This is a genomic window from Microbacterium alcoholitolerans (genome assembly GCF_050408615.1).
In the GTDB taxonomy this organism is placed as follows: domain Bacteria; phylum Actinomycetota; class Actinomycetes; order Actinomycetales; family Microbacteriaceae; genus Microbacterium.
The window spans coordinates 2138136-2164933 of the sequence record NZ_JBNTKD010000001.1; the positions used below are offsets into that span (position 1 = coordinate 2138136).

At 68.5% G+C, this 26798-nt stretch carries 30 protein-coding genes and 1 tRNA gene; 24 read left to right on the forward strand and 7 right to left on the reverse strand.

Features of this window, described 5'->3' with window-relative positions; genetic code table 11:
- The first annotated feature begins 296 nt into the window (after positions 1 to 296).
- From rpmB to ACQUSX_RS10285, 6 genes are all read left to right on the forward strand, one after another.
- On the forward strand, positions 297 to 533 hold the full coding sequence (gene rpmB / locus ACQUSX_RS10260) for a 50S ribosomal protein L28 (protein WP_071645079.1): 237 nt from the start codon (positions 297 to 299) through the stop codon (positions 531 to 533).
- Positions 533 to 703, forward strand: coding sequence for a 50S ribosomal protein L33 (rpmG, locus tag ACQUSX_RS10265; protein WP_046014935.1), 171 nt, complete (start codon positions 533 to 535; stop codon positions 701 to 703). The genes rpmB and rpmG overlap by 1 nt, the downstream gene beginning before the upstream one ends.
- 3 nt (positions 704 to 706) lie before the next feature.
- Positions 707 to 1012 (forward strand): 30S ribosomal protein S14, encoded by a 306-nt coding sequence (gene rpsN / locus ACQUSX_RS10270; protein WP_313355641.1) that lies wholly within the window; start codon positions 707 to 709, stop codon positions 1010 to 1012.
- 257 nt (positions 1013 to 1269) lie between these two features.
- Positions 1270 to 2094, forward strand: coding sequence for an endonuclease domain-containing protein (locus tag ACQUSX_RS10275; RefSeq protein ID WP_428906831.1), 825 nt, complete (start codon positions 1270 to 1272; stop codon positions 2092 to 2094).
- A 275-nt stretch (positions 2095 to 2369) separates the two neighbouring features.
- Complete coding sequence (locus ACQUSX_RS10280) at positions 2370 to 2657, forward strand: HU family DNA-binding protein (RefSeq protein ID WP_087129650.1); 288 nt, start codon at positions 2370 to 2372, stop codon at positions 2655 to 2657.
- A 100-nt stretch (positions 2658 to 2757) separates the two neighbouring features.
- Positions 2758 to 4746: a bifunctional copper resistance protein CopD/cytochrome c oxidase assembly protein gene (locus ACQUSX_RS10285; protein ID WP_428906832.1), complete on the forward strand. Its 1989-nt coding sequence runs from the start codon at positions 2758 to 2760 to the stop codon at positions 4744 to 4746.
- Here ACQUSX_RS10285 and ACQUSX_RS10290 read toward each other — a convergent pair.
- The gene (locus ACQUSX_RS10290) at positions 4735 to 5796 is read right to left on the reverse strand and encodes a hypothetical protein (protein WP_428906833.1); all 1062 of its coding nucleotides are present in this window, start codon (positions 5794 to 5796) and stop codon (positions 4735 to 4737) included. The genes ACQUSX_RS10285 and ACQUSX_RS10290 overlap by 12 nt on opposite strands.
- A gap of 87 nt (positions 5797 to 5883) precedes the next feature.
- Here ACQUSX_RS10290 and ACQUSX_RS10295 point away from each other — a divergent pair, with 87 nt between their 5' ends.
- From ACQUSX_RS10295 to ACQUSX_RS10330, 8 genes are all read left to right on the forward strand, one after another.
- The gene (locus tag ACQUSX_RS10295) at positions 5884 to 7278 is read left to right on the forward strand and encodes an ATP-dependent DNA helicase (protein ID WP_428906834.1); all 1395 of its coding nucleotides are present in this window, start codon (positions 5884 to 5886) and stop codon (positions 7276 to 7278) included.
- 75 nt (positions 7279 to 7353) lie between these two features.
- On the forward strand, positions 7354 to 8640 hold the full coding sequence (locus ACQUSX_RS10300) for a serine hydrolase domain-containing protein (protein WP_428906835.1): 1287 nt from the start codon (positions 7354 to 7356) through the stop codon (positions 8638 to 8640).
- A gap of 12 nt (positions 8641 to 8652) precedes the next feature.
- Complete coding sequence (locus ACQUSX_RS10305) at positions 8653 to 8787, forward strand: hypothetical protein (protein WP_428906836.1); 135 nt, start codon at positions 8653 to 8655, stop codon at positions 8785 to 8787.
- A 12-nt stretch (positions 8788 to 8799) separates the two neighbouring features.
- Complete coding sequence (locus ACQUSX_RS10310; protein ID WP_428906837.1) at positions 8800 to 9393, forward strand: hypothetical protein; 594 nt, start codon at positions 8800 to 8802, stop codon at positions 9391 to 9393.
- 160 nt (positions 9394 to 9553) lie between these two features.
- A complete protein-coding gene (locus ACQUSX_RS10315) occupies positions 9554 to 10135 on the forward strand; it encodes a copper resistance CopC family protein (RefSeq protein WP_428906838.1) in 582 nt (193 codons plus the stop codon).
- A 147-nt stretch (positions 10136 to 10282) separates the two neighbouring features.
- Positions 10283 to 11464, forward strand: a complete 1182-nt coding sequence (locus tag ACQUSX_RS10320; protein WP_428906839.1) for a MalY/PatB family protein — start codon at positions 10283 to 10285, stop codon at positions 11462 to 11464.
- Between the two features lie 224 nt (positions 11465 to 11688).
- Positions 11689 to 13725, forward strand: coding sequence for an ATP-dependent helicase (locus tag ACQUSX_RS10325; RefSeq protein WP_428906840.1), 2037 nt, complete (start codon positions 11689 to 11691; stop codon positions 13723 to 13725).
- A 109-nt stretch (positions 13726 to 13834) separates the two neighbouring features.
- Positions 13835 to 14380 (forward strand): type 1 glutamine amidotransferase domain-containing protein, encoded by a 546-nt coding sequence (locus ACQUSX_RS10330; protein ID WP_428906841.1) that lies wholly within the window; start codon positions 13835 to 13837, stop codon positions 14378 to 14380.
- 114 nt (positions 14381 to 14494) lie between these two features.
- Here ACQUSX_RS10330 and ACQUSX_RS10335 read toward each other — a convergent pair whose 3' ends face one another.
- Together ACQUSX_RS10335 and ACQUSX_RS10340 are read right to left on the reverse strand one after the other, a co-directional pair.
- Entirely contained in the window at positions 14495 to 14968 is a 474-nt protein-coding gene (locus tag ACQUSX_RS10335; protein ID WP_428906842.1) for an ASCH domain-containing protein, read from the reverse strand.
- Between the two features lie 299 nt (positions 14969 to 15267).
- Positions 15268 to 15897 (reverse strand): nucleotidyltransferase domain-containing protein, encoded by a 630-nt coding sequence (locus ACQUSX_RS10340; protein WP_428906843.1) that lies wholly within the window; start codon positions 15895 to 15897, stop codon positions 15268 to 15270.
- Between the two features lie 71 nt (positions 15898 to 15968).
- Between ACQUSX_RS10340 and ACQUSX_RS10345 the strand changes: the two genes are divergently transcribed.
- Both ACQUSX_RS10345 and ACQUSX_RS10350 read left to right on the forward strand, forming a co-directional pair.
- The gene (locus ACQUSX_RS10345; protein WP_428906844.1) at positions 15969 to 16769 is read left to right on the forward strand and encodes an aspartate dehydrogenase domain-containing protein; all 801 of its coding nucleotides are present in this window, start codon (positions 15969 to 15971) and stop codon (positions 16767 to 16769) included.
- A 58-nt stretch (positions 16770 to 16827) separates the two neighbouring features.
- Positions 16828 to 17193 carry a VOC family protein gene (locus tag ACQUSX_RS10350; RefSeq protein ID WP_428906845.1) on the forward strand — a complete coding sequence of 122 codons (366 nt, stop codon included), beginning with the start codon at positions 16828 to 16830 and terminating at the stop codon, positions 17191 to 17193.
- A 26-nt stretch (positions 17194 to 17219) separates the two neighbouring features.
- On the opposite strand, the gene ACQUSX_RS10355 is transcribed toward ACQUSX_RS10350, so the two are convergent.
- Positions 17220 to 18284, reverse strand: coding sequence for a YeiH family protein (locus tag ACQUSX_RS10355; protein ID WP_428906846.1), 1065 nt, complete (start codon positions 18282 to 18284; stop codon positions 17220 to 17222).
- An 81-nt stretch (positions 18285 to 18365) separates the two neighbouring features.
- On the opposite strand from ACQUSX_RS10355, the gene ACQUSX_RS10360 reads away from it, so the two are divergent.
- A complete protein-coding gene (locus ACQUSX_RS10360) occupies positions 18366 to 19283 on the forward strand; it encodes a LysR family transcriptional regulator (protein ID WP_428906847.1) in 918 nt (305 codons plus the stop codon).
- A 65-nt stretch (positions 19284 to 19348) separates the two neighbouring features.
- Here the strand turns inward: ACQUSX_RS10360 and ACQUSX_RS10365 are convergent, their stop codons facing one another.
- Entirely contained in the window at positions 19349 to 19774 is a 426-nt protein-coding gene (locus ACQUSX_RS10365; protein ID WP_428906848.1) for a VOC family protein, read from the reverse strand.
- Positions 19775 to 19847: 73 nt separating this feature from the next.
- Between ACQUSX_RS10365 and ACQUSX_RS10370 the strand changes: the two genes are divergently transcribed.
- The gene (locus tag ACQUSX_RS10370; RefSeq protein WP_428906849.1) at positions 19848 to 20438 is read left to right on the forward strand and encodes a TetR family transcriptional regulator; all 591 of its coding nucleotides are present in this window, start codon (positions 19848 to 19850) and stop codon (positions 20436 to 20438) included.
- Positions 20439 to 20443: 5 nt separating this feature from the next.
- Here ACQUSX_RS10370 and ACQUSX_RS10375 read toward each other — a convergent pair.
- Positions 20444 to 20517: transfer RNA gene (locus tag ACQUSX_RS10375), tRNA-Gly, on the reverse strand.
- Positions 20518 to 20801: 284 nt separating this feature from the next.
- Between ACQUSX_RS10375 and ACQUSX_RS10380 the strand changes: the two genes are divergently transcribed.
- The 6 genes from ACQUSX_RS10380 to ACQUSX_RS10405 all read left to right on the forward strand — a co-directional run bounded on the left by ACQUSX_RS10380 (position 20802) and on the right by ACQUSX_RS10405 (position 26015).
- Positions 20802 to 21773, forward strand: a complete 972-nt coding sequence (locus tag ACQUSX_RS10380) for an ABC transporter ATP-binding protein (protein WP_428906850.1) — start codon at positions 20802 to 20804, stop codon at positions 21771 to 21773.
- Positions 21770 to 22579 (forward strand): ABC transporter permease subunit, encoded by an 810-nt coding sequence (locus tag ACQUSX_RS10385; RefSeq protein WP_428906851.1) that lies wholly within the window; start codon positions 21770 to 21772, stop codon positions 22577 to 22579. Before ACQUSX_RS10380 ends, ACQUSX_RS10385 begins: the two co-directional genes overlap by 4 nt.
- Before the next feature lie 55 nt (positions 22580 to 22634).
- On the forward strand, positions 22635 to 24035 hold the full coding sequence (locus ACQUSX_RS10390) for a sensor histidine kinase (protein ID WP_428906852.1): 1401 nt from the start codon (positions 22635 to 22637) through the stop codon (positions 24033 to 24035).
- Positions 24032 to 24715, forward strand: a complete 684-nt coding sequence (locus ACQUSX_RS10395) for a response regulator (RefSeq protein ID WP_428906853.1) — start codon at positions 24032 to 24034, stop codon at positions 24713 to 24715. Before ACQUSX_RS10390 ends, ACQUSX_RS10395 begins: the two co-directional genes overlap by 4 nt.
- An 81-nt stretch (positions 24716 to 24796) precedes the next feature.
- Positions 24797 to 25402, forward strand: a complete 606-nt coding sequence (gene dcd, locus ACQUSX_RS10400; protein WP_428906854.1) for a dCTP deaminase — start codon at positions 24797 to 24799, stop codon at positions 25400 to 25402.
- A gap of 1 nt (position 25403) precedes the next feature.
- Entirely contained in the window at positions 25404 to 26015 is a 612-nt protein-coding gene (locus ACQUSX_RS10405; protein ID WP_428929967.1) for a hypothetical protein, read from the forward strand.
- 62 nt (positions 26016 to 26077) lie between these two features.
- Here ACQUSX_RS10405 and ACQUSX_RS10410 read toward each other — a convergent pair whose 3' ends face one another.
- Entirely contained in the window at positions 26078 to 26773 is a 696-nt protein-coding gene (locus ACQUSX_RS10410) for a MarR family winged helix-turn-helix transcriptional regulator (RefSeq protein ID WP_428906856.1), read from the reverse strand.
- Between the last annotated feature and the right edge of the window lie 25 nt (positions 26774 to 26798).

Here is a 26798-nt window from a genome sequence, read left to right on the forward strand (position 1 = left end):
TTCCACCGCTCATCTACGGGTGTCAACCGGAAAAGGGATCCCGGAACCTTGCCCCTCAGTAGGGTTCCGAGATCCCTTTACTCCCCAGTGATCTACGCGGGTAACGTACCATGAACCCGCAGCTTCCGCATCAGTTTTCGCCAGATTGGCGGTGGACGGGCATCCGTCATCGCCGTGCTAGACTGTTCTTCGTCTGCGCGCTCTCCTGTGCGCAGTTCGCATCCTGCCCACGCGGGGTGCAGACAAGGGATCTTGGGTGAGGCCGTCCGGCCTCACGGTAATGAAGGAGTAATCACATGGCAGCAGTGTGCCAGGTGACAGGAGCTGTTCCCGGCTTCGGTCACAACATCTCGCACTCGCACCGCCGGACGAAGCGTCGCTTCGACCCGAACGTGCAGAAGAAGACCTACTACGTGCCGTCGCTCGGTCGTAAGGTCACCCTGAACGTGTCCGCCAAGGGCATCAAGGTGATCGACGCTCGCGGTATCGAGAAGGTCGTCGCGGACCTCAAGGCGAAGGGTGTGAAGCTCTAATGGCCAAGAAGGCTCAGGACGTTCGTCCGATCATCAAGCTCCGTTCGACGGCGGGCACCGGTTACACCTACGTGACCAAGAAGAACCGTCGCAACACCCCCGACCGCCTCGTGCTGAAGAAGTACGACCCGGTGGTCCGCAAGCACGTCGAATTCCGAGAGGAGCGTTGATCCATGGCTAAGAAGAGCAAGATCGCTCGCAACGAGCAGCGCAAGGTCATCGTCGAGCGTTACGCAGAGCGTCGCGCCGAGCTGAAGAAGACCCTGGTCGACCCCAACGCGACCGACGAGGCCCGCGAGGCCGCACGCATCGGCCTGCAGAAGCTTCCGCGCAACGCGTCGCCGGTTCGCGTCCGTTCGCGTGACGCCATCGACGGCCGCCCCCGTGGCATGCTCACGAAGTTCGGCATCTCGCGTGTCCGCTTCCGTGACATGGCTCACCGCGGCGAGCTGCCCGGCATCACCAAGTCGAGCTGGTAAGCATCGCATTCAAGGGGCGAGGATCTTCGGATCCTCGCCCCTTCTGCGTGTCCGGGGCTGCTGCGCACCCTCACCGCTTCGGGAGGAGAACTCCCTCTCCGGGGGAGGGATCTCGGGCATTCACCCTCCAGATCCTGAGAAGTCCTCCCGAACGGGTGGCGTGCCCTTCTCTGCACAACCTGTATATCTGAGTACTTCTCCACAGAGCGCGGGAATCTCGGCATCCGATATCGGCGCTTCACGCCACCATCGACGGCATGGATGTCTGGGAAGCACTCGACGAATTCGACGGAGTCGCCCGCGTCGAGACGCTGCGCCGGCTCGGCGTGACCGAGCATGCGCTGCGCAAAGCCCGTAGGCAGGGGCTGATCTCGTCCGTCCGTCGTGGGTGGGTGGCCAGGATCGGCGCTGATCGGATGCTGGTGACCGCCGCTGCGCGCGGTGTGGTGCTCAGCTGCATCACGCTGGCTGCGCGCCGGGGACTATGGGTGCTCGATGCGTCGGAGCCGCACCTCGCCGCCTCGCCGCATGCCGGGCATGCGAAAGTCTCGCGCGGAGTGCTGCACTGGCACAGCCCACTGTTCCCTCGCCAGCCGGACTCTTGCGAGGATTCGCTCGAGAACGCCCTGGTCATCGCTTCCCGCTGCCAGCCGCATGAGTCCGCTCTGGCGATCTGGGAGTCCGCGTTCAAGCAGCGGCTGGTGGATCCAGGTGTGCTCGAACGCGCACCCCTCCCGCCAGACGCGCGAAGGCTGCTCGAGGAGGCGACTCCGTTCGCGGATGCCGGCACGGAGTCGATCTTCCGCACTCGGCTGCGATGGCTGGATGTGCGCATCACGCCACAGGTGTGGCTGCACGGGCACGCAGTGGACTTCCTGATCGGCGACCGATTGGTCGTGCAGATCGACGGCGGCCACCATGTCGGCGCGCAGCGCACGAGTGACATCCGCCACGACGCGCTGCTCAAGCTGCATGGATATCACGTCATCCGGATCGGCTACGACCAGCTGCTAAAGCACTGGCCGGAGGTGCAGAGCATGATTCTGGCCGCCATCGCGCAGCGCCTGCACTTGGCTGCGTGAGACCCTGCATCCTCTCGGGAGGAGAACTCCCTCTCGGGAGGCGTGATCCTGGGTATCCCTCCTCCCGATCCGGAGAAATCCTCCCGAGGGGGTGAGAAGGATCGCGAAATCTGTGACAGAAGTGACCAATGTTGCGCGACACGCAGGGAAAAGACTCCGAAACCCGCGAAATGACGCGGAATCCCCGCCTGTGGTTGGTACATTCGAGGCGGTCGATCTGACCAACGGGGGCTTCCCGAAACAAACAACTGCGACGGACGTCGCTGGAGGAAGACATGGCTGACAAGTCCATCACCAAGACCGAGCTCGTCGCGAGCATCGCTTCCGCAACCGGCGAGAGCCAGGCCACCGTGTCTCGCGTTCTCGACTCGCTCTTCGGCACCGTCTCCGACGCTGTCGCCAAGGGCAGCAAGGTCTCGATCCCCGGCTGGATCTCGTTCGAGCAGGTCGACACCGCTGCTCGCACCGGCCGCAACCCGCAGACCGGCGCCGAGATCAAGATCCCGGCCGGCAAGCGCGTCAAGGTGACCGCTGGTTCCAAGCTGAAGGCAGCAGTCAAGTAAGACCGCTTCCACAGAGAAGGCCGCCCCACCGGGCGGCCTTCTCTCGTCTGAGCACCCTTCTCTCGTCTGATCGCACAGGGTTCCGGCCTAGGCTGGAACAGTGAACTCGTACCGTCTCGCTGGCCTGCTGATCCTCGTTGCCAGCGCGATTGCAGGCCTGATCGCCGCGCTCGTCGTCGGCGGCGGAGCCGTGCCCCCGAAGCTGCTGGACCCGGGTCCGATCGTCATGTGGGGCCTGCCCGCAGCGAAGCTGATCGCCAACCTTGCGGCCGCCGCCATGCTCGGCTCTCTCGTGCTGGCGCTTTTCGCGCTGCGCAGCGGATCGCGGCCCTTCGACATCGCCCTCGACACGGCATCCATCGGTGCGGCGATCTTCACCATCGCATCCGCCATCACCGCCTTCCTCACGTTCATGGCGGCGTTCAACCCGAAGCTCACCGCCGACAACTCGTTCGGCGAGCAGTTCGGCCGCTTCCTGCTCGAGCTGCCGCTCGGCCAGGCATGGCTGATCACCACGCTGATGGGCGCCGTCATCACGATCCTCGTGTTCGGCTGGCGCAGCTGGACGGGCACCCTGCTCACCGCCGTGCTCGCCGCCGCGTCACTGCTGCCCATGGCGACCCAGGGACACTCGGGCGACGTCGCCGGCCACACGGTGGCGGTGAACTCGATCCTGCTGCACACCATCGGCGCCGCCGTGTGGCTCGGCGGCGTGATGCTGCTGATCCTGCTCAGAGGCCTCGGCTCGCGACCGCAGGCCGGCGATGGCATCCGACTGTCCGTCCTGGTCAGCCGCTATTCCTCGCTCGCCCTCGCGGCGTTCGTCGTCGTCGCCGTCTCCGGCATCGCCCGCACGGTCATCGCCCTCGGCGCCTGGAGCGAGCTGCTCACACCGTACGGACTGATCGTGCTGGGCAAGGCCGTGCTGCTCGTCGCGCTCGGGATGTTCGGCGCCTGGTACCGGCAGCAGCTCATCCCGCACATGGACGGCGAGAAGCAGAAGCGCTCGTTCTGGACGCTCATCCTCGGCGAGATCGCCCTGATGGGCCTCGCTTCCGGAGCAGCGGCCGCGCTGGCCCGCACCCCTCCGCCGCTGGGTGAGGAGGCACCGGCGGTGCAGACACCAGCAGAGCGCCTCACCCGCTCGCCGCTGCCGCCCGAGCTCACGATCGATCGCTGGTTCACCTCGTACGACCTCGACATCCTGTGGGTCGTCGCGGTCGGCTTCGGCGTCTTCCTCTACATCGCCGGTCTGCTGCGCCTGCGCCGCCGCGGCGACAGCTGGCCGGTGCATCGCACGATCTTCTGGATGTCGGGCATGGCCCTGCTGCTGTGGGTCACGAACGGGCCGATCAACGCGTACCAGGAGTACCTGTTCAGCGTGCACATGCTGGGGCACATGGTGCTCAGCATGGCCATTCCCGTGCTGCTGGTCAGCGGTGCGCCGATCACGCTGGCGCTGCGCACCATCCACAAGCGCGACGACGGCACCCGCGGCGGTCGCGAGTGGATCCTGTGGGCGGTGCACTCGCCGTACTCGAAGTTCATCACGCACCCCTTCGTGGCCGCTGCCGTCTTCGTGCTGTCGCTGTGGGCGTTCTACTTCACCGACCTGGTGCGCTGGGCGATGTACGACCATCTCGGTCACGAGTGGATGATCATCCACTTCCTCATCGCGGGCTACCTGTTCACGATGACGCTCATCGGCGACGACCCGATCCCGTACCGGCTGCCCTATGCCGGCCGCCTGATCACGCTCATCGCGGTGATGGCCACGCACGCCTTCTTCGGCATGGCGATCATGATGCAGGAAGGCCTGATCGTCGCGGAGTGGTTCGGCTCGATGGGCCGCACGTGGGGTCCGACCCCGATGGAGGACCAGTACATCGGCGGCGGCATCGCGTGGTCGGTCGGCGAGATCCCCACGCTGATCCTGGCGGTGACGCTCGCGATCCAGTGGTCGAGATCGGATGCCAAGCTGCAGCGTCGACGAGACAGGCACGCCGACCGCTCGGGCGAGGCGGAGCTCGAGGAGTACAACGCCCAGCTCGCGAAACTGGCCGAGCGGGATCGGCTCTCAGCCCGGTGATCCCACCCGGATCGACACCGATCCATCGGGCAGAATCGTGATCGTGCCGTTCACCTGGAACGGCACGTCCTCCTTCAGCTCGTGGACGGTGCCGTCGAAGAGTGACTGCACCTCCATGTCGATGTGCGCGACAGCATCCGCCGCGGGAATCGCCCAGCTCGCACCGTCGGGCACGACCGACACCTTCGGCTGCGTCTTGATCGACCATTTCGGCATCGACCCGGGGGCGATGCGGTTCTGCACCTCGAGTCCGAACGGGCAGGAGGTCGGCTGCAGGACCTCCTGGCTCGCACACTGGGTGAGGAACTGCTCGACCTGCTGCTGCACGACCTCGGTGAACTTCTCGGTCGGCTGCGCCTGCACATCGACCGCGGTGCGCGCCATGGCGGTGTCGGCGAGAACGCGCACACCGGGCGTCGCCGAGACGGCCGTGTCGACGGTCACCGAATAGGCGCCGGGTGTGAGCACCAGCAGAGGCAGCGGCGCCAGCGGGTCGGATTCGGCCGACTGACTCGATACCTGACGGCGGTCGATCGTGAACCCGTTGACAGCGAACGTGTCCGAGCCGCGCACGGTCAGGTCGATCTCGGCGAGCGGACTGCGCTGGAAGCGCCAGTTCGGCGTCACGCCGATCCAGCCGTTCTGGACGACCCTGAACGCGGACGCGCCGTCGACCCCGCCGGCCTCGTAGGTGACCTTCACCTCGTGGACGCCGTCGCGCTCAGTCGCGGAGACGATCTCGATGTCGTCGAGTGTGGCGAGGGCGGCGCGACGCAGCAGAGCCTCGGATGCCGTCGGCTCGAAGTCCGCACCCTGGAGCACAGCGACGTCGAGCGCGACCCCCGGCACGCGCAGCGCATCGGCGGCACGGCCCTCGGCGAGCAGGTCGAGGTAGCGGTGCACGAACGCCGAGGGGCTGTAGAACTGCTGATACAGCGAGGCGCCGCCGGCGCCGAGGGCGGCCAGCAGCAGGACTCCGACGAGGCTGAGGATGGTGAGGTCGACACGAAGGCGCGCTCGCCCCGGTGACACCCTCCGCCCCTGCATCATGCGGCACAGTCTAGGGAAACGTGCTGTGACGAAGCCGAGCGGGAACCGCCGTGACGGGAGCGGCCGCACGCCGCTGGAGAAATTAGCATGGAGGGCGTGTCTGCGCCGCCTCTCTCCGCCGAACAGCAGGAGCTGTTCGACCTCATCGAGAACTCGGACGAGCACGTCTTCATCACGGGTCGCGCCGGCACCGGCAAGTCGACCCTGCTGCAGCACTTCGCGTGGAACACCCGCAAGCAGATCGCGATCTGCGCGCCCACCGGCGTCGCCGCGCTGAACGTCGAGGGGCAGACGATCCACTCGCTGTTCCGGCTGCCGATCGGGTTGATCGCCGAGGGCGACATCGATCAGTCGGATGCCACGCGACGCATCCTCAACGCCATCGAGACGCTCGTGATCGACGAGATCTCGATGGTGAACGCCGACCTGATGGATGCCATCGACCGGTCGCTCCGGCAGGCGAGGGGCAAGCGCGGGATCCCGTTCGGCGGGGTGCAGGTGGTGATGTTCGGCGACCCGTACCAGCTGGCGCCCGTGCCGCCACGGGGAGATGAGCTGCGCTACATCCAGGACCACTACCGCTCGTTCTGGTTCTTCGACGCGAAGGTGTGGACGGGCGGCCTGGCGTCGTCGGAAGCCGGCGGGATGCTGGATCTCGGCACCCACGGCGCGAAGCTGCACGTGCACGAGCTGGTGCACATCCACCGCCAGTCCGATGACGGCTTCAAAGCCATGCTGAACGCGGTGCGCTACGGGCGGGTCACGGCCGAGATCGCCGGAACGCTGAACGCGCAGGGTGCGCGCACGCCGCCGGAGTCCGAGCCCGGCGAGGTGCCGATCATCACCCTCGCCACCCGCAACGACATCGTCAACAGCATCAACAAGCGCCATCTCGCCGCTCTCCCCGGACGCGAGCAGACCGCGCAGGCCGAGGTCAGCGGCGACTTCGGCCGCGGTGAGGCGAACTACCCGGCCGATGCCGAGCTGAAGCTGAAGGTCGGCGCGCAGGTGATGTTCCTGCGCAACGACACCTCGATGCAGGGCGAGCCGCCGCGGTGGGTGAACGGGTCGATCGGCACGGTCACCCGCATCCTCGGCGGCAGCGTGCGCGTCGAGGTCGACGGCGAGGAGTTCGACGTCGAGCCCGCCGTCTGGGAGAGGTTCCGCTACGCGTACAACCCGGGCACGAAGACGCTGACCCGCGAGGTGGCCGCCGAGTTCACGCAGTTCCCGCTGCGGCTGGCGTGGGCGGTGACGATCCACAAATCCCAGGGCAAGACCTATGAGCAGGCGATCGTCGATCTGGGTTCCGGCGCCTTCGCGCCCGGTCAGACCTACGTCGCATTGTCGAGGCTGACCAGTCTCGACGGCCTGTACCTCTCGCGTCCGCTGCGGCCGAGCGACATCCGCGTCGACGAGGACGTCCGCCGCTTCATGCGAGAGGCGTGGGAGGCCCGGCAGGCCGCCAAGATCGAGAGCTGATCGGATGCCACGGGTGGCGGGCTCTCAGCATCCGCGTTCTAGACTCGGATGATCCACCCTCGGGAGAGTCGATACATGCCACTTCTTTCGTCGCGCCGTGCGCGCGCCGCCCTCGGCGGTGCCGTCGCGCTCGCCATCGCGCTGACCGGATGCTCGGCGTCGGAGCCGGAGTTCACGTACACGCCGCCTGCGCAGGTGGACGGGAAGCTTCCCGACGACGTCACCGCGCAGCTGCAGTCGGCGGTCGACAATGCCATCGTCGCCAGCGGATCCACGGGCGCCATCGTCGGCGTCTGGGTGCCGTGGAGCGGCCAGTGGGTCACCGGTGTGGGCACGCAGAGCGGCGGAGAGAGCGAGAAGGTCACCGCCGATATGTCGTTCCGCGTCGCCGATGTGACGCGCCTGATGACCTGCGACGTGCTGTACGGCATGGCGGATGCCGGTGAGATCGAGCTCGACACCCCCGTGCCGGACTACGTCTCCGGCGTCTCCGACATGGACGACATCACGCTCCTGGATCTGTGCAATGGCACCAGCGGCATCGCCTCGTCAGAGGGCGCCGCGAAGCCGTATTGGCTCAACACGCCGGAGCGCGAGTGGGCGCCGCTGCGCCTCGCCAGCCTCGGCCTCGGCGTCGAGCGCGGCCCCGCGCACACCACCTACAAGGATTCGGATGCCGGATACATGCTGCTCGGGCTCGCGCTCGAGCGCGCCACCGGCAAGACCGCGTCCGAGCTGATCGCCGAGTACGTCACGACGCCGCTGGCACTGGCATCCACGTCTCTGCCCGCAGCGACCGCCTCGGCTCCGAAGCCCGGTCCGGCGCTGCAGGGCAGCTACCTGCCGGCCGTTGAGGGCGGATACGACTGCACGGCGCCGATCGACATCACGAAGAGCTCGTCGAGCCTCGGCTTCACCGACTCGGGCGCCGTCTCGACGATCAGCGACCTGGGTCGCTACGTGCAGGCGACAGCCCGTCAGGCGCTGCGCGAAGAGGGCGCGGAGCCCGCGCGCTTCGGCTCGCCGCTGCCGGCGTACGACAAGGCGCCGAGCTGGTACCAGGCCACCGGCGGTGCGCTGATGGTCGGCTCGCTCATCGGTCAGCAGGGCTGGGTGCCCGGTTATGCCACCGCCGCCTACTCCGACCCGGCGACGGGATTCACGGTCGCGGTGACGCTGAACGGCTCCAGCGGCGGCGGCGCGATGGCCGGCTACCTCTCGTGGCAGCTCGCGGCGATCGCCTCGAAGGCGCCGGCGGCCGAGGGGCAGACGGCTCCGGAGTTCGGTCTGCCGTTCACGGCTGAGCAGTACGGCGACGCCATCGCCAAGGCCGCGATCTGCTCGCCGCCTGCCGCCGAGTGACCGCGGAGCTGTTTGGATCAGGCGATCCGCTCGGATCAGGCTGATTTCGCGGGAATCGTCCTGATCCCGGCGGATCGCCTGTTCTCGGATGCCCGAATGCCGGCATCCGACCCGATCGCAGCGGCGCGACGCGGCGGCCGCCCATGAAATGATGGACGGGTGCGTCCCTCCCGTCGAATCCCGCTGCTGCGCGGGTTCGTCGGCGCCACGATCGCGACCTTCGTCGCGCTGCTCTCGCACGTCTGGGTGGACGGCGCGATGCCCGGGATGCTGGGAGTGGCCGTTCCGTGGATGCTCTCGTTCATGATCTGCACGCTGCTCGCCGGCCGCCGCCTGTCGGTCGTTCGGCTGAGCATCGCCGTCTCCGCGTCGCAAGCGCTGTTCCATGCGCTGTTCGTGCTCGGCAGCATCACGCCGCGCGGGGGCTTCGCCCCGCACGTGCACGGCTCCCTGCCGCTGTCGCTCGAGGGCGGAACGCCACTGATCCCGGAGGACGCCGGGATGTGGGTCGCTCACGGCATCGCAGCCGTGCTGACGATCGTCGCACTGCACCGCGGTGAGCGCATCGTGCGGGCGCTGGTGGCCGTGGCATCCGATGTCGCCGCCTGGCTGCGCCGGGTCGTCGTCGCTGTCGTGCTCGCATCCGTTCCGCTTCCGGCGGGCCGCCGCTGGGCATCCGTCCGCGCACCGCACCCCGCGGTCCCGCACCTCACGGCGCTGCGGCGCCGGGGCCCGCCTTTTCGTCTCATCTGACTCACGCACGGCCTCCGGCCGCCCACATCGGCGCGATCCCGCGCCGATCCCGGCGCGATCCCGCGCCGATCCCGGCGCGCATCCCGCGTCGATCCCGGCGCGCATGTCGCGCGCCACAGATGCAGACGCCGCATTCGCGGCATCCGAAGAGAGGTTTCACATGTTCCGTATCCGCACTGTCCTCGCGACCGCCGCCGTGGCCGTCGTCGCAGGTCTCGCCATCGCCGCTCCGGCATCCGCCCACGACGAGCTCGTGTCGAGCTCGCCCGCGGCCGATGAGCAGCTGACGACGGCGCCCGAGCAGATCACGCTCACGTTCTCGAACAACCTGCTGTCGCTGGAGGAGAACAGCGGCACCGCGATGACCGTCGAGGACGAGTCCGGTCAGGACTGGGTCGCAGAGGCTCCGGTCGTCCAGGGCGACACCGTCACCGTTCCGCTCAAGGCCGACATGCCCAACGGCGCGTACCTGGTGACGTGGAAGGTCGTCTCGAGCGATGGCCACCCCACCTCCGGCGAGTACTCGTTCTCGCTCGCCGCGGCCGAGGTCGCACCGACCGAGACGGCGACCACCGCGCCGGTGGAGACGGCAGCTCCCGAGACCGAGACGCCCGAGCCGGTCGTGACGCCGATCTCGGCCCCCGCGGATGAGACGCCGTGGCCGCTGCTGATCGGCCTCGGCGTCGTCGTGCTGGCCGCCGTCGTCACGTTCATCGTCATCCTGGTTCGCAAGCGCCGCTGACGCCGGGGCCGGGACCGGGTCCGTCACCTGCCGAGAAACCACTTCCCGCACGAGAATCCGCCCCGCACGGGGCGTTTCGTGCAGGAAGTGGTTTCTCGCAGTTACGGGCGGCGGCCTCGGACGCCTGCGACACACCAGAATGGGGGGATGAGCATCGCCGAGTCATCGCATCCGTTCGACGCCATCACCGAGACCGAGCTGCGTCAGGCCGGCAGCGTCAAGTGGACGAGGTTCCCCGGCACGATCGGCACCTTCATCGCCGAGATGGACTTCGGCGTCGCTCCGGTGATCTCCGAGGCCATCCGCGCTGCACTGGATGCCGGCCTCACCGGCTACCCGCCCCAGCCGATAGCCGAGGCGCTGCAGGCGGCGACGGCGCGCTGGTACGCCGACCACTTCGGCTGGCAGGTCGCCGCGGCGGATGTGCGCCTGGTGTCGGACGTGATCGCGGCGTACGAGTTCGCGATCACCACGTACACGAAGCCCGGGGGAGCGGTGATCGTGCCGACCCCGGCCTACATGCCGTTCCTCGATGTTCCGCTGCGCCATGGCCGGCGCGTGATCGAGGTGCCGAGCGTCGAGGTTGATGGTCGCTGGCGGATGGATCTGGATGCCGTCGCCGCGGCCTTCGCCGACGGCGCCGAGCTGCTGGTGCTGTGCAACCCGCACAACCCGCTGGGCACCGTCGCGACGCGCGATGAGCTGCTGCAGATCGCGGACGTGGTGTCGGATGCCGGCGGGCGGGTGTTCTCGGATGAGATCCACGCCCCGCTCGTGTACACCCCGGCGAGGCACATCCCGTACGCCTCGGTGTCGGATGCCGCTGCCGCGCACACGCTGACGGCGACGTCCGCCTCGAAGGCGTGGAATCTGGCCGGCTTCAAGTGCGCGCAGCTGATCCTCTCGAACGACGAGACGCGCGACGCGTGGGAGGCCGACGGCGGCTGGGCCGGCCACGGCACGGCGACCATCGGCATGATCGCGCAGCTCGCCGCGTACACCGGCGGGGAGGGGTGGCTGGACGAGGTGACCGAGTACCTCGACGGAAACCGGCGCGAGCTGGCGGCCCTGGTTGCCGAGCACCTGCCCGGCGTGACCGTGACGGCACCCGAGGGCACCTACATCGCGCTGCTCGACTTCCGCGCCACCGGGCTGACGGGAGACCTGGGGGAGTGGTTCCGCGACAACGCCGGTGTGGCGATGACCGACGGCGCGGCGTGCGGCAAGGCCGCCATCGGATACACCCGATTCGTGTTCGCGACGCCGCGGCCGATCATGCGCGAGGCGATCCTGCGCATCGCGAAGGCGCTGGAGGCGCGGGCTTCCTGAGGCCAGGTGCGTGGGGTGCGCGGGTGCCCGGGTGCCAGTGGTCGGGTGCGGTTCACCCGAGAGCAGGCCGGTTCGCGAGAACAGGCTGATTCTCGGGGAACCAGCCTGCTCTGGGTGACGAGCCTGTTCTGGGTGACACGCTTGTCTTGGACGCAGTCTGTCTGGGTGACGCACGGCTGCCGGGTGCCGACAGGATGTCCGACCCCGCGGGTACCGTCGCTCGTGTGACAGGAACTGATGCGCTCGCCGGGCTGGACGCGGCACAGCTGGAGGCCGTCGAGCACGGTGACTCACCGCTCGTGATCGCTGCGGGCGCGGGAACCGGCAAGACGCGCGTGCTCACCTCGCGGGTCGCCCGCTTGCTTGAGGCGGGTGTCGCGCCAGAGCGCATCCTGCTGCTGACGTTCACCCGCCGGGCGGCGGCGTCGATGATCTCGCGAGCGGCGGCCCTGTGCGGTGACGCGCAGGCGGCTCAGCGCATCGCCGGCGGCACGTTCCACGCGGTCGCGCATCGTGTCGTCGCCGAGCACGCGCAGCATCTCGGGCTGGCGGATGTCACCGTCATCGATCCCGATGATGTGATCGATCTGCTCGACCTGCTGCGCAGCGAGCACGGTCTGGACGGAACGTCTCAATCCGGTGGCCAGGCGGTCCGGCTGCCGACGACGCGCACCATGGCCGACATCGGCTCGCGTGCGATCAACACGGGCATGTCGGCGCGCAAGGTCATCGAACAGCAGTTCCCGTGGGCGATCGAGCACACCGATGCCATTCTCGGCCTGCTGCGGCATTACAGCATCCGAAAACGCGAACGCGGTCTGCTCGACCTCGACGACCTGCTCATCGCCTGGCGGGCGCTGGTGCGCGATCCCGACGTCGGGGCGCGCCTGCGCGCACGATGGGACTGGGTGCTGGTGGACGAGTATCAGGACGTGAACAGCCTGCAGGTCGACATCGTGCGCGGTCTCGCGCCCGATGGTCGCGGGCTGACCGTGGTGGGCGACGACGCGCAGGCGATCTACGGCTTCCGCGGTGCGAGTGCCGGTCACCTCCTCGACCTCGCGGAGTCCTTTCCGGATGCCACGATGGTGCGACTGGAACGCAACTTCCGCTCGACCCAGCCCATTCTGGATCTCGCGAACGAGGTCCGGCCGGGCGAACTGCCGCTGCGACTTCGCGCGGATCGGTCGGATGCGGGCATCCGACCCTCTCTCGTCGTCTGCCGCAACGCGGACGACGAGGCGCGCACGGTCGCGGATCGGATCCTCGCCGCGCACGTCGATGGGATGCCGCTGCGCGAGCAGGCGGTGCTGATGCGCACCGGCTCGCACAGTGCCCTGCTCGAGGTGGAGCTGAAGGTGCGGAACATCCCGTTCCACAAGTTCGGCGGCATCGGGTATCTCGAGACCTCGCACGTGCGCGACCTGCTGGCCGGCTTTCGCGTCGTGCTCAATCCTTCCGACGAGGTCTCCTGGTACCGGCTGCTGACCAGGCACCGCGCGATAGGCAAGGCGTCCGCGCGCTCGCTCGCCGGGATTCTCGCCGACGGTGGGATCGATCGGGCGTCGGATGCTGTCGCCGCCGCCCCCGCGAAGGGACGCACAGGTCTCGCGTCGACCCTTTCGCTGCTCGGGGCGGTGGATGCCACGACGACAGTGCCCGAGATCGTCGAGGCCTGCCGTGGCGCGGTCGATCCGCTGCTGCGGGTGCACTATCCGGACTGGCAGCGCCGCGTGAGCGACGTCGACGGCATCGCGCAGGCGGCCGCGCGCCAGTCGGATCTGCGTGCCTTCGTCAGCGAGCAGGCGATCGACCCGGTGAATGTGGCGGGCGACTGGGCGAAGAAGCCCGAGCTCGATGAGGACTGGGTGACGCTGTCGACGATCCATTCGGCGAAGGGGCTCGAGTTCAGTGCCGTGCACGTGATCCGCTCGTGCGACGGGGCGATGCCGTCGGACATGGCACTGTCGACGCCTGCGGGGCTGGTCGAGGAGCAGCGCCTGTTCTACGTCGCGCTCACCAGGGCGCGCGACACGCTCGACGTGTATGCGCCGTCGCGGTTGCCGACGCATCCGACCTCGTTCCTCGCGCGGCACGTCGTCGCGAAGCCGAGCCGGTTCTTGACTGCTGAGGCGCGCCGGCTGATGGATGCCGTCGACACGGCGTCTGGCGTCGGAGACGTGCCGGTCGCTGAGCCCGTGCCTGTGGGGGCGACCGCACCGCGCATCCGACTCGACGAGTTCGACGACCTGTTCGCGTGAGCGGGCGCCTCTCGTACATCGTCTTGAGCAGTTTGGCCAGGGGGTCGCGTCGATCGAGGGAATCCCGGAGCGTGGAGTGCATTCCACCGATGACTGAGAGGACAGATCGATGACTGACGAGAACACCAGAGTCGCCTTCCTGGCCACTGACGGGTACGAAGACAGCGAGCTGACCGAACCGTGGCGGGCAGTGGCCGAGATGGGCGCGACGCTGACGATGATCGCGCCTTCGGCGGGTGAGATCACGGGCAAGAACGGGCATGTGCAGGCGGTCGATGCCGTCGTCGGAGAATCTTCGGCGGATGAGTTCGATGCCCTCGTGCTGCCGGGCGGGGTCGTGAACGCCGATCACCTCCGGATGGACGAGGCATCAGCGAAGTTCGCGCGCGCCTTCTTCGAGCAGCACAAACCGGTCGGGGTGATCTGCCACGGCGCCTGGATCCTCATCGAAGCCGGTGTCGTCGACGGGCGCAGGATGACGAGCTATCCGAGCCTGCGCACCGACCTGCGCAACGCCGGTGCCGACTGGGTCGATGAAGAGGTCGTGGTCGACCAGGGCCTCGTCTCGAGCCGCACGCCTGACGATCTTCCCGCGTTCAACGCGAAGCTCGTGGAGGAGATCCGCGAGGGCAAGCACTCGGGTCAGGTCGCTTAGCTGCACGTGCTCCGCGCCGCAGTTACGCACGTCGCGGGGAGCCAGATGTCGGTTATGGGGGTCCCGGAACCGTCATTTCGCTCCCCGCGGACCGCTGTGCGGCCGCCACCGCGCTCACGCAGCCGGATGCACAAGCACGAACCGCTCGCAAAGTACCGGCATGTCGGATGCCCAGCCACGCGGGTCTTCGGAGTGATCCCGCCAGAACCGCTCGTGGATCTCGCGCCACGCGTCGAGCGTGCGGTCGCCTTCGCCTTCGGCGTGTGCGTGCTCCTCGCTGACCTCATCGAACGGCACGATCTCCAGCGCGGTCGTGCGGATGACCGCGCGAGGCTCACCACGGCCGTCGAGGATGATGCTGAGCTCGCCGACCTGAGGCATCGGGTCGCCGGACGCCTCGTAATCCCACACCGATGATGCGGTCCCTGTCTTGACGCCGGAGACGACGAGTTCGAGCAGGCCGTCGGCGTGCTCGGGCGTTGCGCCGAACGCGCACGCCTCCGGTGCTTCGGCGGGAAGATTCGGGATCTCGGTGCGCACACGCTGCCAATAGGCGGCGACGGCTGCGGGGTCGGCGGTGGTCGTCATGGATACGACACTACGGCCGTGTGCGCGAGCGATGACCGGGTCACCCGACAAGGCGCCGCTCGGCTTCGTCGATCAGCGTCGCAGCTTCACGCAGCGCGACCTCTCGATCGTGGCTGTTCAGCAGTCCGGCGCCGTACTGAGTGTCTGACTTCAGCGTGATCAGCCGTGACAGTCGCTTGCTCAGCGATTGGTCGACCCGAGCGAGAAGCGTGATCGCGGCCTTGTGGTCCGGGCCACTGTATCGAGGCGAGCGCGAGCTTCGGTGCGATCCGATGCGCGGCTGGGGAGTTTTTTCGGAGTCATCGATTCGGCAGCCTTTCGAGAAAGGTAAACGGATCATCGCCGACGACGCGGATCGCGTCCTCGCGCCAGTTCCGCACGATCGGTTCATCGGCGGCCGCAAGATTCATGAACGCGGTCTCCGTGAACGTGAGTGCTTGGAGGTCGTTGCCGGTCCAGCGCTTGACCGCCTGGGCTAGGGCATCCGTTTGCCGCATCCAGTCCAAAGATCGTGGGTCGACAGAGTCCGGCCCGATGATCGCAAGATCGATGTCGCTGACCTCGTCCGCCTCGCCCCGCGCGAACGATCCGAACACGAACGCGTGCAACGGACGAGGGTTAAGCTGTTCGAGCTCGTCACGCAGTCCCTCCACGATCCGCACGCGAGCTCGGCTCGCCGACAGCACCGCATCGGCGAGCATGTGTTCACGGTTCAGGGCGTACAGGTAGCCGGTTGCGGCAGGTGATGCCGTGACGAGGCCGTGCTCGACCAGCCGTGCGATGACAGGCAACTGTCCGCTGCGCGTGCCGCGTGCGCTAGCGCGCCAGATCGCTGAAGCGCTCTGCGGCTCCTCAGTTCTTGCCAGGACTTCGAGCACGGCCGAATCGAGACTTGGAATAAGTGATCGAAGGGGCGCGCTGAGATCCATCTCCCCAGGGTGAAGAAATATCGACAGGTTGTCAAGTATTTCGGCAACGAACGGTGCCCTATGGTCGAGGCATGGCAGGTCAGGGTGCGGCGAATCTGAGGGTGGCGTTCCTCGGTGGCGGGAACATCAACCGCACGCTGCGCGAAGAGGTTGAGCGAACGCGGCCCTACGAGGTGATCGGCACGTTCGGCCGCGACGACGAGCTGCCCACAGGCGCCGATGTCGACGTCGTCGTGGAGGCGGCCACGCAGGCCGCGGTGCGCGAGCGGGTTCCCGCGCTGCTGGATGCCGGGGTGGATGTCGTCCTTCTCTCGGTCGGAGCGCTGTCGGATGCTGCCGTCCGAGCACGGCTGCTGGGGCCTCAAGCGCCCGGCGGCGGCAAGCTCATCGCCTGCACCGGGGCGATCGGCGGTCTCGATCAGGTGCGGGCGCTGCGCGCCGCCGGCCCACTGCGGACGGTGTCGATAGAGAGTCGCAAACTGCCGGCCGCCCTTGTGCAGCCGTGGATGTCTCCTGAACTGCAGCACGACCTGCGAGCGGGAGGCCGCGAGATCATGCTGGCGGACGGCCCTGCGGGTCAGGTGTCGCAGCGCTTCCCGTCGTCGGCGAACGTCGCGGCCGCGCTCGCGCTGGCGGCGGATGCCTGGGACCTCGCGACCGCCAGGATCATCGCCGATCCGGCGGCTGTGCACACCAGGCACGAGATCCATGCCGTCGGCGAGTTGGGCGAGGTGCGCGTCGTCGTGGAGAACGCGCCGTCGCCGGAGCGTCCGCGATCCAGCGCGGTCGTCGCCTGGGCCGCGTTGCGCGCGCTCGACGACTACGCGCGGTTGAGGGACTTCGCCGGGCCACCCGGTGTGCTGATGCTCTGAGGCCGGATCCGGACCCAGCGGCGACGGCGGGCGAGTGTCTTCGTTATCGTCGACACACATGAGGAACAATCCGCTGCGGGAAATAGGTCAGGTCTTCATCCCCGTTCGCGATATCTCGGCATCCGCCGCCTGGTATGCACGACTGCTGGGCGCAGAGGCGCCTGCGCCGACGCACGAGAACACGATCGTGGATCTTCCGACCCCGTCCGGACCGCGACTGGCGCTGGATTCCACCGCGCCGTTCACCCCGGACGGACCACCTCGCTTCTTCTGGTGGACGGACGACCTCGACGACGCGGGGCGGCATCTCGGCAGCCTCGGCATTCCCCTGGTCACCGGACCGATCGACATCGGCAGCGTCTCGTTCGTGCAGTTCCGCGATCCCGATGGGAACCTGCTCATGGTGTGCGCACGCAACGCATAGTCGACAGCCGTCGTCGCCGGCATCCGTCAGCGCAGCGCGGCGGTGATCGCGATCGTCGCCAGTGACGTCACCGTCACCAGCGCCCACAGGATCCCGCCGAGGGCGAGCGGACGCCAGCCGGAGCGGCGCAGCGCGGGGATGTCGGTGGACAGGCCGATGCCTGCGAGGGCCATCGCGATCAGGAAGACGCTGGCGTGCACGAGCAGGTCGCGCGGTCCGTCCGGGATGATGCCAGTGGAGTTCACGGCCGCGACGACGACGAACCCGATCAGGAACCACGGCACGAGCTTGGCGATGCGGCTGCCGTCGAGCTTCTGCCCGTCGGCGTGCCGGCGGGCCTCCATGACCGACAGGCCGATGCTGATCGGGATGATCATCAGGGTGCGCACGAGCTTGACGACCACGGCGAACCCGAGCGCGGCGGTGCTGTAGACGCTCGCTGCGGCGACGACGGAGCTGGTGTCGTTGATGGCGGTTCCCGCGAGCAGCCCGAAGGTGTGCGGGTCGAGGTTCAGCGCGTGGCCGATCATCGGGAAGAGCACGACGGCGAGGATGTTGAAGAGGAAGATCGTCGAGACGGCGTACGCGATCTCGGCGCTCACAGCGCCGATCACCGGCGACACCGCAGCGATCGCGGAGGCGCCGCAGATCCCGGTGCCCACGCCGATCAGCGTGGTCAGGCGGCGTTCGACGCGCAGGGCTCGCCCGATCCACCATGCGCCGAGCAGGCAGGCGAGCAGGCTCGACAGCATGATCGGCAGTGACTCCAGACCCACCTGCAGGATGCTGCCGATCGACAGCTGCACGCCCAGCAGCACGACGGCGAGCTGCAGCAGGAACTTGCCCGAGTAGGCGATGCCCGGCTGGATGAGGGCATCCGCTCGCTCATGGTGTCGCATGAGGTGCGGCCGCAGCACCGACAGGATGACGCCGATGACGATCGCCGGCACGGCGGAGCCGAGCACCGGGAAGATCGCGCCGATGCCGGTGGCGACGAGGGCTATGGCGGCGGTGAGGAGCACCCCCGGCAGCACGTCGCCGCCGCGGCGGCTGAGGCGATGCGGCAGTGTGGCGACGGGTGAGAGCTGCACCCTCCCACCCTTCACGATGCGCCGACCGGCCGGTACCGGGCTATTGTCGATGGGGGTACAAGATCAACCTGTGGGGTGGGCATGCACGGAGTCCCGGAGATCGATGCGCTGGAACTGCTCTCGGCAGCCGTGCGCTACGGCTCGATCTCGGCAGCGGCCCGCGAGTGCGGGGTGTCGCAGCAGTCGGCGTCCACGAGGCTGCGCGGCGTCGAGCGCCAACTCGGCATGGAGCTCTTCCTTCGCACGCCGCACGGCGTCGTGCCGACGCCGGAAGGCGAGACTGTCGCATCCTGGGCGGCGGACGTGCTCGCAGGCGCTGAGAGGTTCCGCGCCGGAGTCGAGACGCTGCGCGACGAGCGGCGCCGGGAGCTCACGGTCGCTGCGAGCCAGACGGTGGCCGCCCACATGGTTCCGGCGTGGCTGGTCGTGTTGCGCGAGCGGCAGATGCGCGCGGGGCGCACGCCCACGGCGGTGCGGATGCTGACGGGCAACAGCAACCAGGTCGCCGATCTCGTTCGCGGCGGCGCCGTCGACCTGGGGTTCATCGAGTCGACGACGGTGCCGGCCAACCTGTCGCAGTCGGTCGTCGGCATGGACGCCCTGGCGCTGGTCGTCGACCCCGGGCATCCCTGGGCGCGACGCGAAACGGTCTCGCTCGGCGAGGTGGCGGATGCCGGACTCGTCGCCCGGGAGGCGGGCAGCGGCACCCGGCAGACCTGGGAGGACGCGGTGCGCGATCGGCTCGGACGCGACGCGGCAGCGCCCGCGATCGTCCTCCCCACGTCGGCGGCCGTGCGCCTCGCGGTCGCCGAGGGGCTGGCCCCCGCCATGCTTTCGCGCCTCGCCGTGATCGACGACATCAGACTCGCGCGGCTCGTCGAGGTGCCGATGGAGGGACCGCCAGTGGTGCGCCCGATCACCGCGCTGTGGCGCGGAACGGCGCGCGATCTGACCTCCACGAGCCGGGAGCTGGTGGAGGTCGCGGCCGACGGAAACTGATCGGTCGGCAGGGCTTGAGCCTGCTGTTTCTGCCTGGGGTCGGGCCGTTACGCACTCTGCACGTGTCATGTCGCCGCAGCCGCTCCCTCGGCATAGGCGTCGAGGAAATCACCGCTGGGCGGAATCTCGGTGATGACGTCGATGAGCACGCCTGACGGGTCGGCGACGATGAAGTGGCGCTGTCCGAAGTCCTCGGAGCGGATCGGCAGCAGCGGGGCGAGGCCGCCTTCCACGACGAGGCGCTGCCACCACGCGTCGACATCGTCGACCTCGAGGTTCGTGAGCACACCCGCCGCCGGCGTGCGGTGGCCGGCGGGGATGGTCTCGTGCGTCGCGTCGAGGAACGCGATCTCCGCGCCGCTGTCGGGATGCCGAAGGCTCACGTACCAGTCGGTGGCGAAGGTCTCGTCGAACCCGAGTCGCTCCTTCCAGAAGGCGGCGGTCTCGGTGACGAGTTCGGTGGCGATGACGGGGTAGAGGCGGTGAAGCATGTGGTCTCCTGGGTTGACATACCGTTGGTATGTGAAATTAATTGACATACCGCTGGTATGTCAAGATGGATGCATGAGTCGAGAAGAGCAGCGGGATGCCACGCGACGAGCCCTGGTGACCTCGGCGTCGCGCCGCTTCGCAGCTGCGGGGTATGCGGCGACGTCACTGCCGGAGATCGTGTCGGACGCTGACGTGACGAAGGGTGCCCTGTACCATCACTTCGGTTCGAAGACCGAGCTGTTCGAGGCTGTCCTGTCTGAGGCGCAGGAGACGGTGGCAGCGCAGGTGGTCAGCGCCGCGGAGAGCGCCGGCCCGGATGCCTGGGATCAGCTGCTCGCCGGATGCCGGGCCTTCCTCGAGGCATCGACGGATGCCCGGGTGCAGCGAATCATGCTCATCGACGGTCCCGCAGTGCTCGGATGGGCGAGGTGGCGACGGTACGACGACGCGAATTCCGCGCAGCACCTCGGCGAGGCGATCGCAGAGCTCACCGAACAGGGCGTGCTGACCGGAGACGTCGCCGCCACGACGCGGCTGCTCTCCGGAGCGATGAACGAAGCGGCGCTCTGGTCGGCGGAGGCTCCGGCCCAAGACAGGGTGCGGAATCTCGACGCCGCGATGGCGACCTTGACCGCGATGCTCGAGGGCCTGCGCGTGCGGTGATCCTGTGGAGGGGCTGACGGGAATCGAACCCGCGCTGTCTGCTTGGGAAGCAGAAGTTCTGCCATTGAACTACAGCCCCGAACGCCTGGTGGCGTCTGGCCAGCATAACAAAGGCGTGCAGCATCCGACGCGCGCGGCGCCGCCATAACTCAGGAGATCTGCCCGACTTCGAGCGCAGCTTCGGCAGGAATCGGCCGGCACGGAGCGGATCTCCGGAGTTGCGGCATGAAACCACGCCGCAAAACCACGCCGCAAAGCCACGCCGCAACACCCCGGGTATGGCACTACGGTGCCATACCCGTCCCGAAACGTTCATCCTCGCGACTGACGCGCACCCTGCCACAAAGAAATAGCGTCGAAGACATGATCACAGCAGAAGGTCTCAGCAAGCGATACGGCGACAAGCTCGCCGTCGACGACGTGTCTTTCACAGTGCGCCCGGGCATGGTCACGGGCTTCCTCGGGCCGAACGGTGCCGGCAAGTCCACCACCATGCGGATGATCGTCGGCCTCGACCGCCCGACGACCGGCACGGTCACCGTCAACGGTCAGCCGTACTCCAAGCTCAAGTCCCCGCTCAGCGAGGTCGGCGTGCTGCTCGACGCCAAGGCCGTGCACACCGGCCGCAGCGCCCGCAACCACCTGAAGGCCATGGCCGCGACCCATGGCATCCCGTCCTCGCGCGTCGATGAGGTGATCGACATCGCCGGAATCGGCTCGGTCGCCCGCAAGCGCGCCGGCGGGTTCTCGCTCGGCATGGGGCAGCGCCTCGGCATCGCCGCGGCCCTGCTCGGCGACCCGCACACGCTCATCCTCGACGAGCCGGTCAACGGCCTCGACCCCGAGGGCGTGCGCTGGGTGCGCCAGTTCGCGCGCCACGCGGCATCCGAAGGACGCACCGTCCTGCTCTCCAGCCACCTGATGAGCGAGATGCAGCAGACCGCCGACCATCTCATCGTGCTCGGCCGGGGCAAGGTGCTCGCCGACGCCCCGCTGCCCGAGATCGTCCGCGCGTGGACCACCGCCCGCGTTCATGTGCGCAGCCCTCGGGCATCCGAACTCGCCGACGCCGTCGCCGGACGCGACGTCGAGATCGTCTCCACCGACCAGTTCACGCTCGACGTCACCGGCCTGCCGGCATCCCGCATCGGCGACATCGCCGCCGAACGCGGCATCGCCGTGCACGAACTCACCCCCACCAGCGGCTCACTCGAAGACGCCTACCTCGCCCTCACCGGTGACGCCGTCGAGTACCGCAATCGCGACGTCTCACCGGATGCCGCAGGCGGTGCACCGCAACAGCAGCAGTCAGTCCTCGAGGAGGCCCGCGCATGACCGCCGTCCAGGCTCGCGCCACATACGTCAGCTCCACCGCATCCCAGGTGTCGTTCGTCCGCCAGCTGCGCAGCGAATTCGTCAAGCTGCTCTCGGTGCGCGGCACCTGGTGGTCGGTGGCGATCGTCGCGGCCCTCACCATCGGCATCGGCGTCCTCATCGGCGCCAACTTCCCTGAGGGCATGGGCGATCCGATCATGATCATCGTCTCGCCGGTGCAGTTCACCATGCTGCTCGCCGGCATCCTCGGTGTGATCTCAGTGACCGGTGAGTACTCCACCGGCATGATCCGCTCCACCCTCGCGGCCAACCCGGTGCGAGGGTCGGTGCTCGCAGCGAAGGCGGCCGTGCTCGCAGTCTTCATGTTCGTCGTCTCGCTGCTGATCTTCATCGCCGCGATGCTGATCGTCACGCCGTTCCTCGCCGCGGGCGATCTCGCCTTCGACTGGGCTGATCCGAGCGCCACGATCCTGCCGGTCATCGCCGCCTCGGCCGCGATGTCGCTGTTCGCTCTGATCGGTGTCGGGCTCGGCTTCCTGCTGCGATCCGGTGCCGCCGCGATCGCCGCCACCGTCGGCATCATCTTCGTGCTGCCGGTGATCCTCACGCTGCTCTCGGCCTTCCTGCCCGACCTCACCTGGCTGATCGACGTGGCCAACTACCTGCCGGCATCCGTCGCCCCCAGCGCGATCCTGCCGACGGACGGTCAGGCAGTCAGCGCGGGCGCCTCGTGGCTGACGCTCGGTGCGTGGGCAGCCGCGGCGCTCGCCGCGGGCTGGGTGGTGCTGCGCGGACGGGATGCCTGATCCCAGCATCCGCAACAGGATCCGCAACCGGGAGCGGCCACGTAGAGTCATGACCGTGCCTGATCCACGCAGTTCCTCATCGGCAGACATCTCTGCCGATGAGGAGCTGCGTCTGCCGCGGCCGCCCGGCGTCATCCGGCGGTTCTGGGCCCGGCATCCGCGCCTCGGCGATGCACTCATCGCCCTGATCTGCGTACTGCTCAGCCTGGGCGCGAACGCGACCTTTCCCGACACCGCAGAGCCGATATCGGTCGGTGAGGGTGTGTTCCTCAGCATCGTCATCGTCGGCGCTTCTGCGCTGCTGATGTGGCGTCGTCGCCGACCGGAGATCGTGCTCGTCGCCGCCATCATCGTGGAGCTGCTGCTCCTGACGATCACAGGCTCGACCGGGGCTCCGATGCTCCCCGTGGCCGTGTACTCACTCGCCGTGTACCGCTCCACGCGGGCCTGCTGGATCGGCCTCGGAATCAGTGTGCTGCTCGTCGCGGCTCTCGCCTACGGCTTGCTGCCCGGCGGAGCGATCACGGTGCAGCAGGCCATCAACGCCGGGCTGGCCACGGCCATCCCGGGGCTCATCGGCGCCCTCATCGGCATCAACGTCGGCAACCGCAAGCGCTACCTCGAGGCGATCATCGACCGCTCGCGGCAGCTGCTCGTCGAGCGCGATCAGCAGGCGCAGCTCGCGGCCGCCGCCGAACGCGACCGCATCGCCCGTGAGATGCACGACATCGTCTCGCATTCGCTGACGGTCGTGGTCGCGCTGTCCGAGGGCGCCGCCGCGACCGATGACCGCCGGCGAGCCCGTGAGGCCTCGACCGCAGCGGCGGCGACGGCCCGCAACGCGCTCACCGAGATGCGCTCGATGCTCGGCGTGCTGCGCGACGGCGACTCCGACACCCCGCTCGCTCCGCTGCGGGCCACCGATCCCGACGAGACCGTCGCCGCCGCGCGGCGGGCCGGCTTCGAGGCATCCCTCGCCGTCCGCGGACGCGCGCCAGAGACTCCCGCCCTCCGCCTCGCGATCGGGCGCATCGTGCAAGAGGGGGTCACCAACGCGATGCGGCACGCGCCGACGACGAAGCTGATCGACGTGCGCATCGACTACGACGCGTCGCCGATCGTGCTTGAGGTCGTCAACGACGGCGTGACAGGGTCGCCCTCGCAAGGCGGGTTCGGCCTGCGCGGTCTCACCGAGCGCGCATCGCTGCTCGGCGGCACGCTCGTCTCCGCCCCGGCGGGAGCGGGAAGATGGATGCTGCGCGCAGAGCTCCCGCGCACTGAACTCGCACCGGGTGCGGGCGAGGGCGGGCCCGTGTCGCCGCCCCTGCCCAGCGACGCCGCCCCCTCTCATTCACGTGATTCAGCAGGGGCGGCGACAACCAGCAGGGGCGGCGACGAGCGCGAGCCCACCCCTGTGCCTGAGCCCGAGTCGCAGACCCCGGAGGATGCCCCGTGACAGACCAGATCCGCGTGCTGCTGGTGGATGACCAGTCGCTCATCCGCGTCGGGTTCCGGATGGTGCTCGAGAGCGCCCCCGATCTGCTCGTCGTCGGCGAGGCCGCCGACGGCGCCGAGGCGATCAGTCAGGCCGCGGCTCTCCGCCCCGACGTGGTGCTCATGGACGTGCGGATGCCCGGCATCGACGGCATTGCAGCGACCGAGTCCATCGTCGCCGCGCGCCCCGAGACGCGGGTGTTGGTGCTGACCACCTTCGACCTCGACGAGTACGCGTTCGCGGCGATCCGGGCGGGCGCCGGCGGCTTCCTGCTCAAGGACGCGCAGCGGGACGAACTGCTCTCAGCGGTGCGGGCCGTGCACCGGGGCGACGGCGTGCTCGCCCCGCGCGTCACGCGGGCGCTGATCGACCGGGTGGCCGGCGACCTGGAGGCCCCACCGGTGGCATCCGACCCGCAGGCATCCGACGCTCAGGCATCCGACCCGATCGCGCAGCTCACCGAGCGCGAGCGCGAGATCTTCACCGCGATCGCGCGGGGAATGACGAACGCCGAGATCGCGGAGCAGTTCTTCCTCAGCGAGTCGACCGTGAAGACACATGTCGGGCGCGTGCTCGCCAAGCTCGATGCGCGCGACCGCGTGCACGTCGTGATCCTCGCTTACGAGCAGGGACTCGTGTGACGCTGCAGGGTCGTGTGACGCTGCAGGGTCGTGTGACGCTGCGGGGCCCAGCCGGGCACGTGCACCGGTTACGCTGAAGGCGTGCTTCTCAGCGATCGCGATATCAGGGCAGAACTCGCATCGGGCCGCGTCGGCCTCTCGCCGTTCGATGACACGATGGTGCAGCCGTCGAGTGTCGACGTGCGTCTCGACCGGTACTTCCGGCTGTTCGACAACCACAAGTACCCGTTCATCGATCCGTCCGAGGATCAGCCCGAGCTCACGCGCCTGATCGAGGTTGCTCCCGATGAGCCGTTCATCCTGCATCCGGGCGAGTTCGCGCTCGGCGCCACCTTCGAGCAGGTCACGCTGCCGAACGACATCGCCGCACGCCTGGAGGGCAAGTCGTCGCTGGGCCGGCTCGGCCTGATCACGCACTCGACCGCCGGCTTCGTCGACCCCGGCTTCACCGGCCACGTCACTCTCGAGCTGGCCAACGTCGCCACCCTGCCGATCAAGTTGTGGCCGGGGATGAAGATCGGCCAGTTCTGCTTCTTCCGCCTGACCTCGCCGGCCGAGAACGCCTACGGCTCGGGACCGTACGGAAACCGCTACCAGGGGCAGCGCGGCCCCACTGCATCCCGCGCATTCCAGAACTTCCACCGCACCGACGTGAGCACGACCGATGCGGGAGCGATCGGAGGCTGACATGTCCAATCCTGTCGAGGGCGAGAACGGTGACGCGAAGGCGGCCCCGCCGCCCGAGACCGGAGCGACATCGCCTGAGAGTGCAGTGTCGGATGCCAGCGCGGCATCGCCTGAGAGTGCAGTGTCGGATGCCATCAGCGAGGCCGCTGCGGCCGCTGACGCGCCGCCGCTCACAGCGGATGACGTCGCGGACGTCGAGATCCCGGATGCTGAGATTCCCGCCCCGGCCGTGCCGGACCCGGAGATCCCCGATCCGGTTCTGCCGGCGTCGGTGCTCGACGCTCCGGTGATTCCGCCGGCGGCGGCTGCCGGCGAAGAGGACCCCGTGCCCGCGACGCGAGCGGCGCGGCGGACGCTGCCGAGTGTGGACTCGCTGCCCAAGCCGGCTCCGATCCCGCGGGACCCCGCGGTCGTGCCGCCCGCATCCGGGGCCACGCCCGGAAACTATCGCGGCTGGACGATCGCCATCTTCAGCATCCTCTTCCTGCTGCTGATCGCAGCCGTCGCGACGATCGGCGTGCTGCTCGGAACCGGGGCGAACCCGTTCCCCTCGGCTGAGGTGTTGCCGGCCGCAGCTGCGCCGGTGCCGGGATGGGTTTCGCCGGTCGGATAGACGCGGAACCGGCAGAAGGCATGCCGGCGGGGCGGGCGGAACCCCGCCCGCCCGCGCACCGGTCAGTGCGTGTGGATGTGTACGTGGTGCTCGACCGCGCGGCGTCCGTATCCGTGACCGTGACCGAAGCCGCGTCCGTGACCGAAGTCACGTCCGTGCTCGTGGCCGTGCTCGAAGTCACGTCCGCGGCCGTGGCCGGAGTCACGTCCGTGTCCGTCGTGTCCGCGGCGGAATCGACGTCCGTGCTCGTGGCCGTGCTCGCAGCCGTGTCCGTGGCCGAAGTCACGTGCGTGCCCGTGCCGGCGTCCGTGGCGGCGGGGGAGGCGCTTGCCCTCTTCCCACCCGAACTCGCGGGCGATCTTCTCGAGCGATGCGGTCATCGCGGTGTACTCCTCGTCGGTGACCGCTGCGGTCACCTTGGCACGGATCTGGTCGACGGCATCGCTGAGGCGGGTCTTCGCCAGGCGGCCGGCTTCGGTGAGAGCCCAGCCCTGCTCCGCATCTTCTGAGCGCTCGATCCAGCCGAGCTCGATCAGTCGACGCAGTGTGAAGCCGCGACGCTTCGAACCGTGCAGCTGCCCTGCAGCCGAACCTCCGGTAACGGTGCCATCGATGAGATTCAGCATCCGCCATTCGCGTCGTGAGATGCCCTCGTCGGCGAAGACGGTGGCGAACTCGGCCTTCATGAGGCGGTCGACGGCGGTGATCCAGAAGCCGAACGGACGGGAGTCTGTGGTGTTCATGTCGTTGTTGTTCATGAGAATCCTCTGCTTGTCATATAGC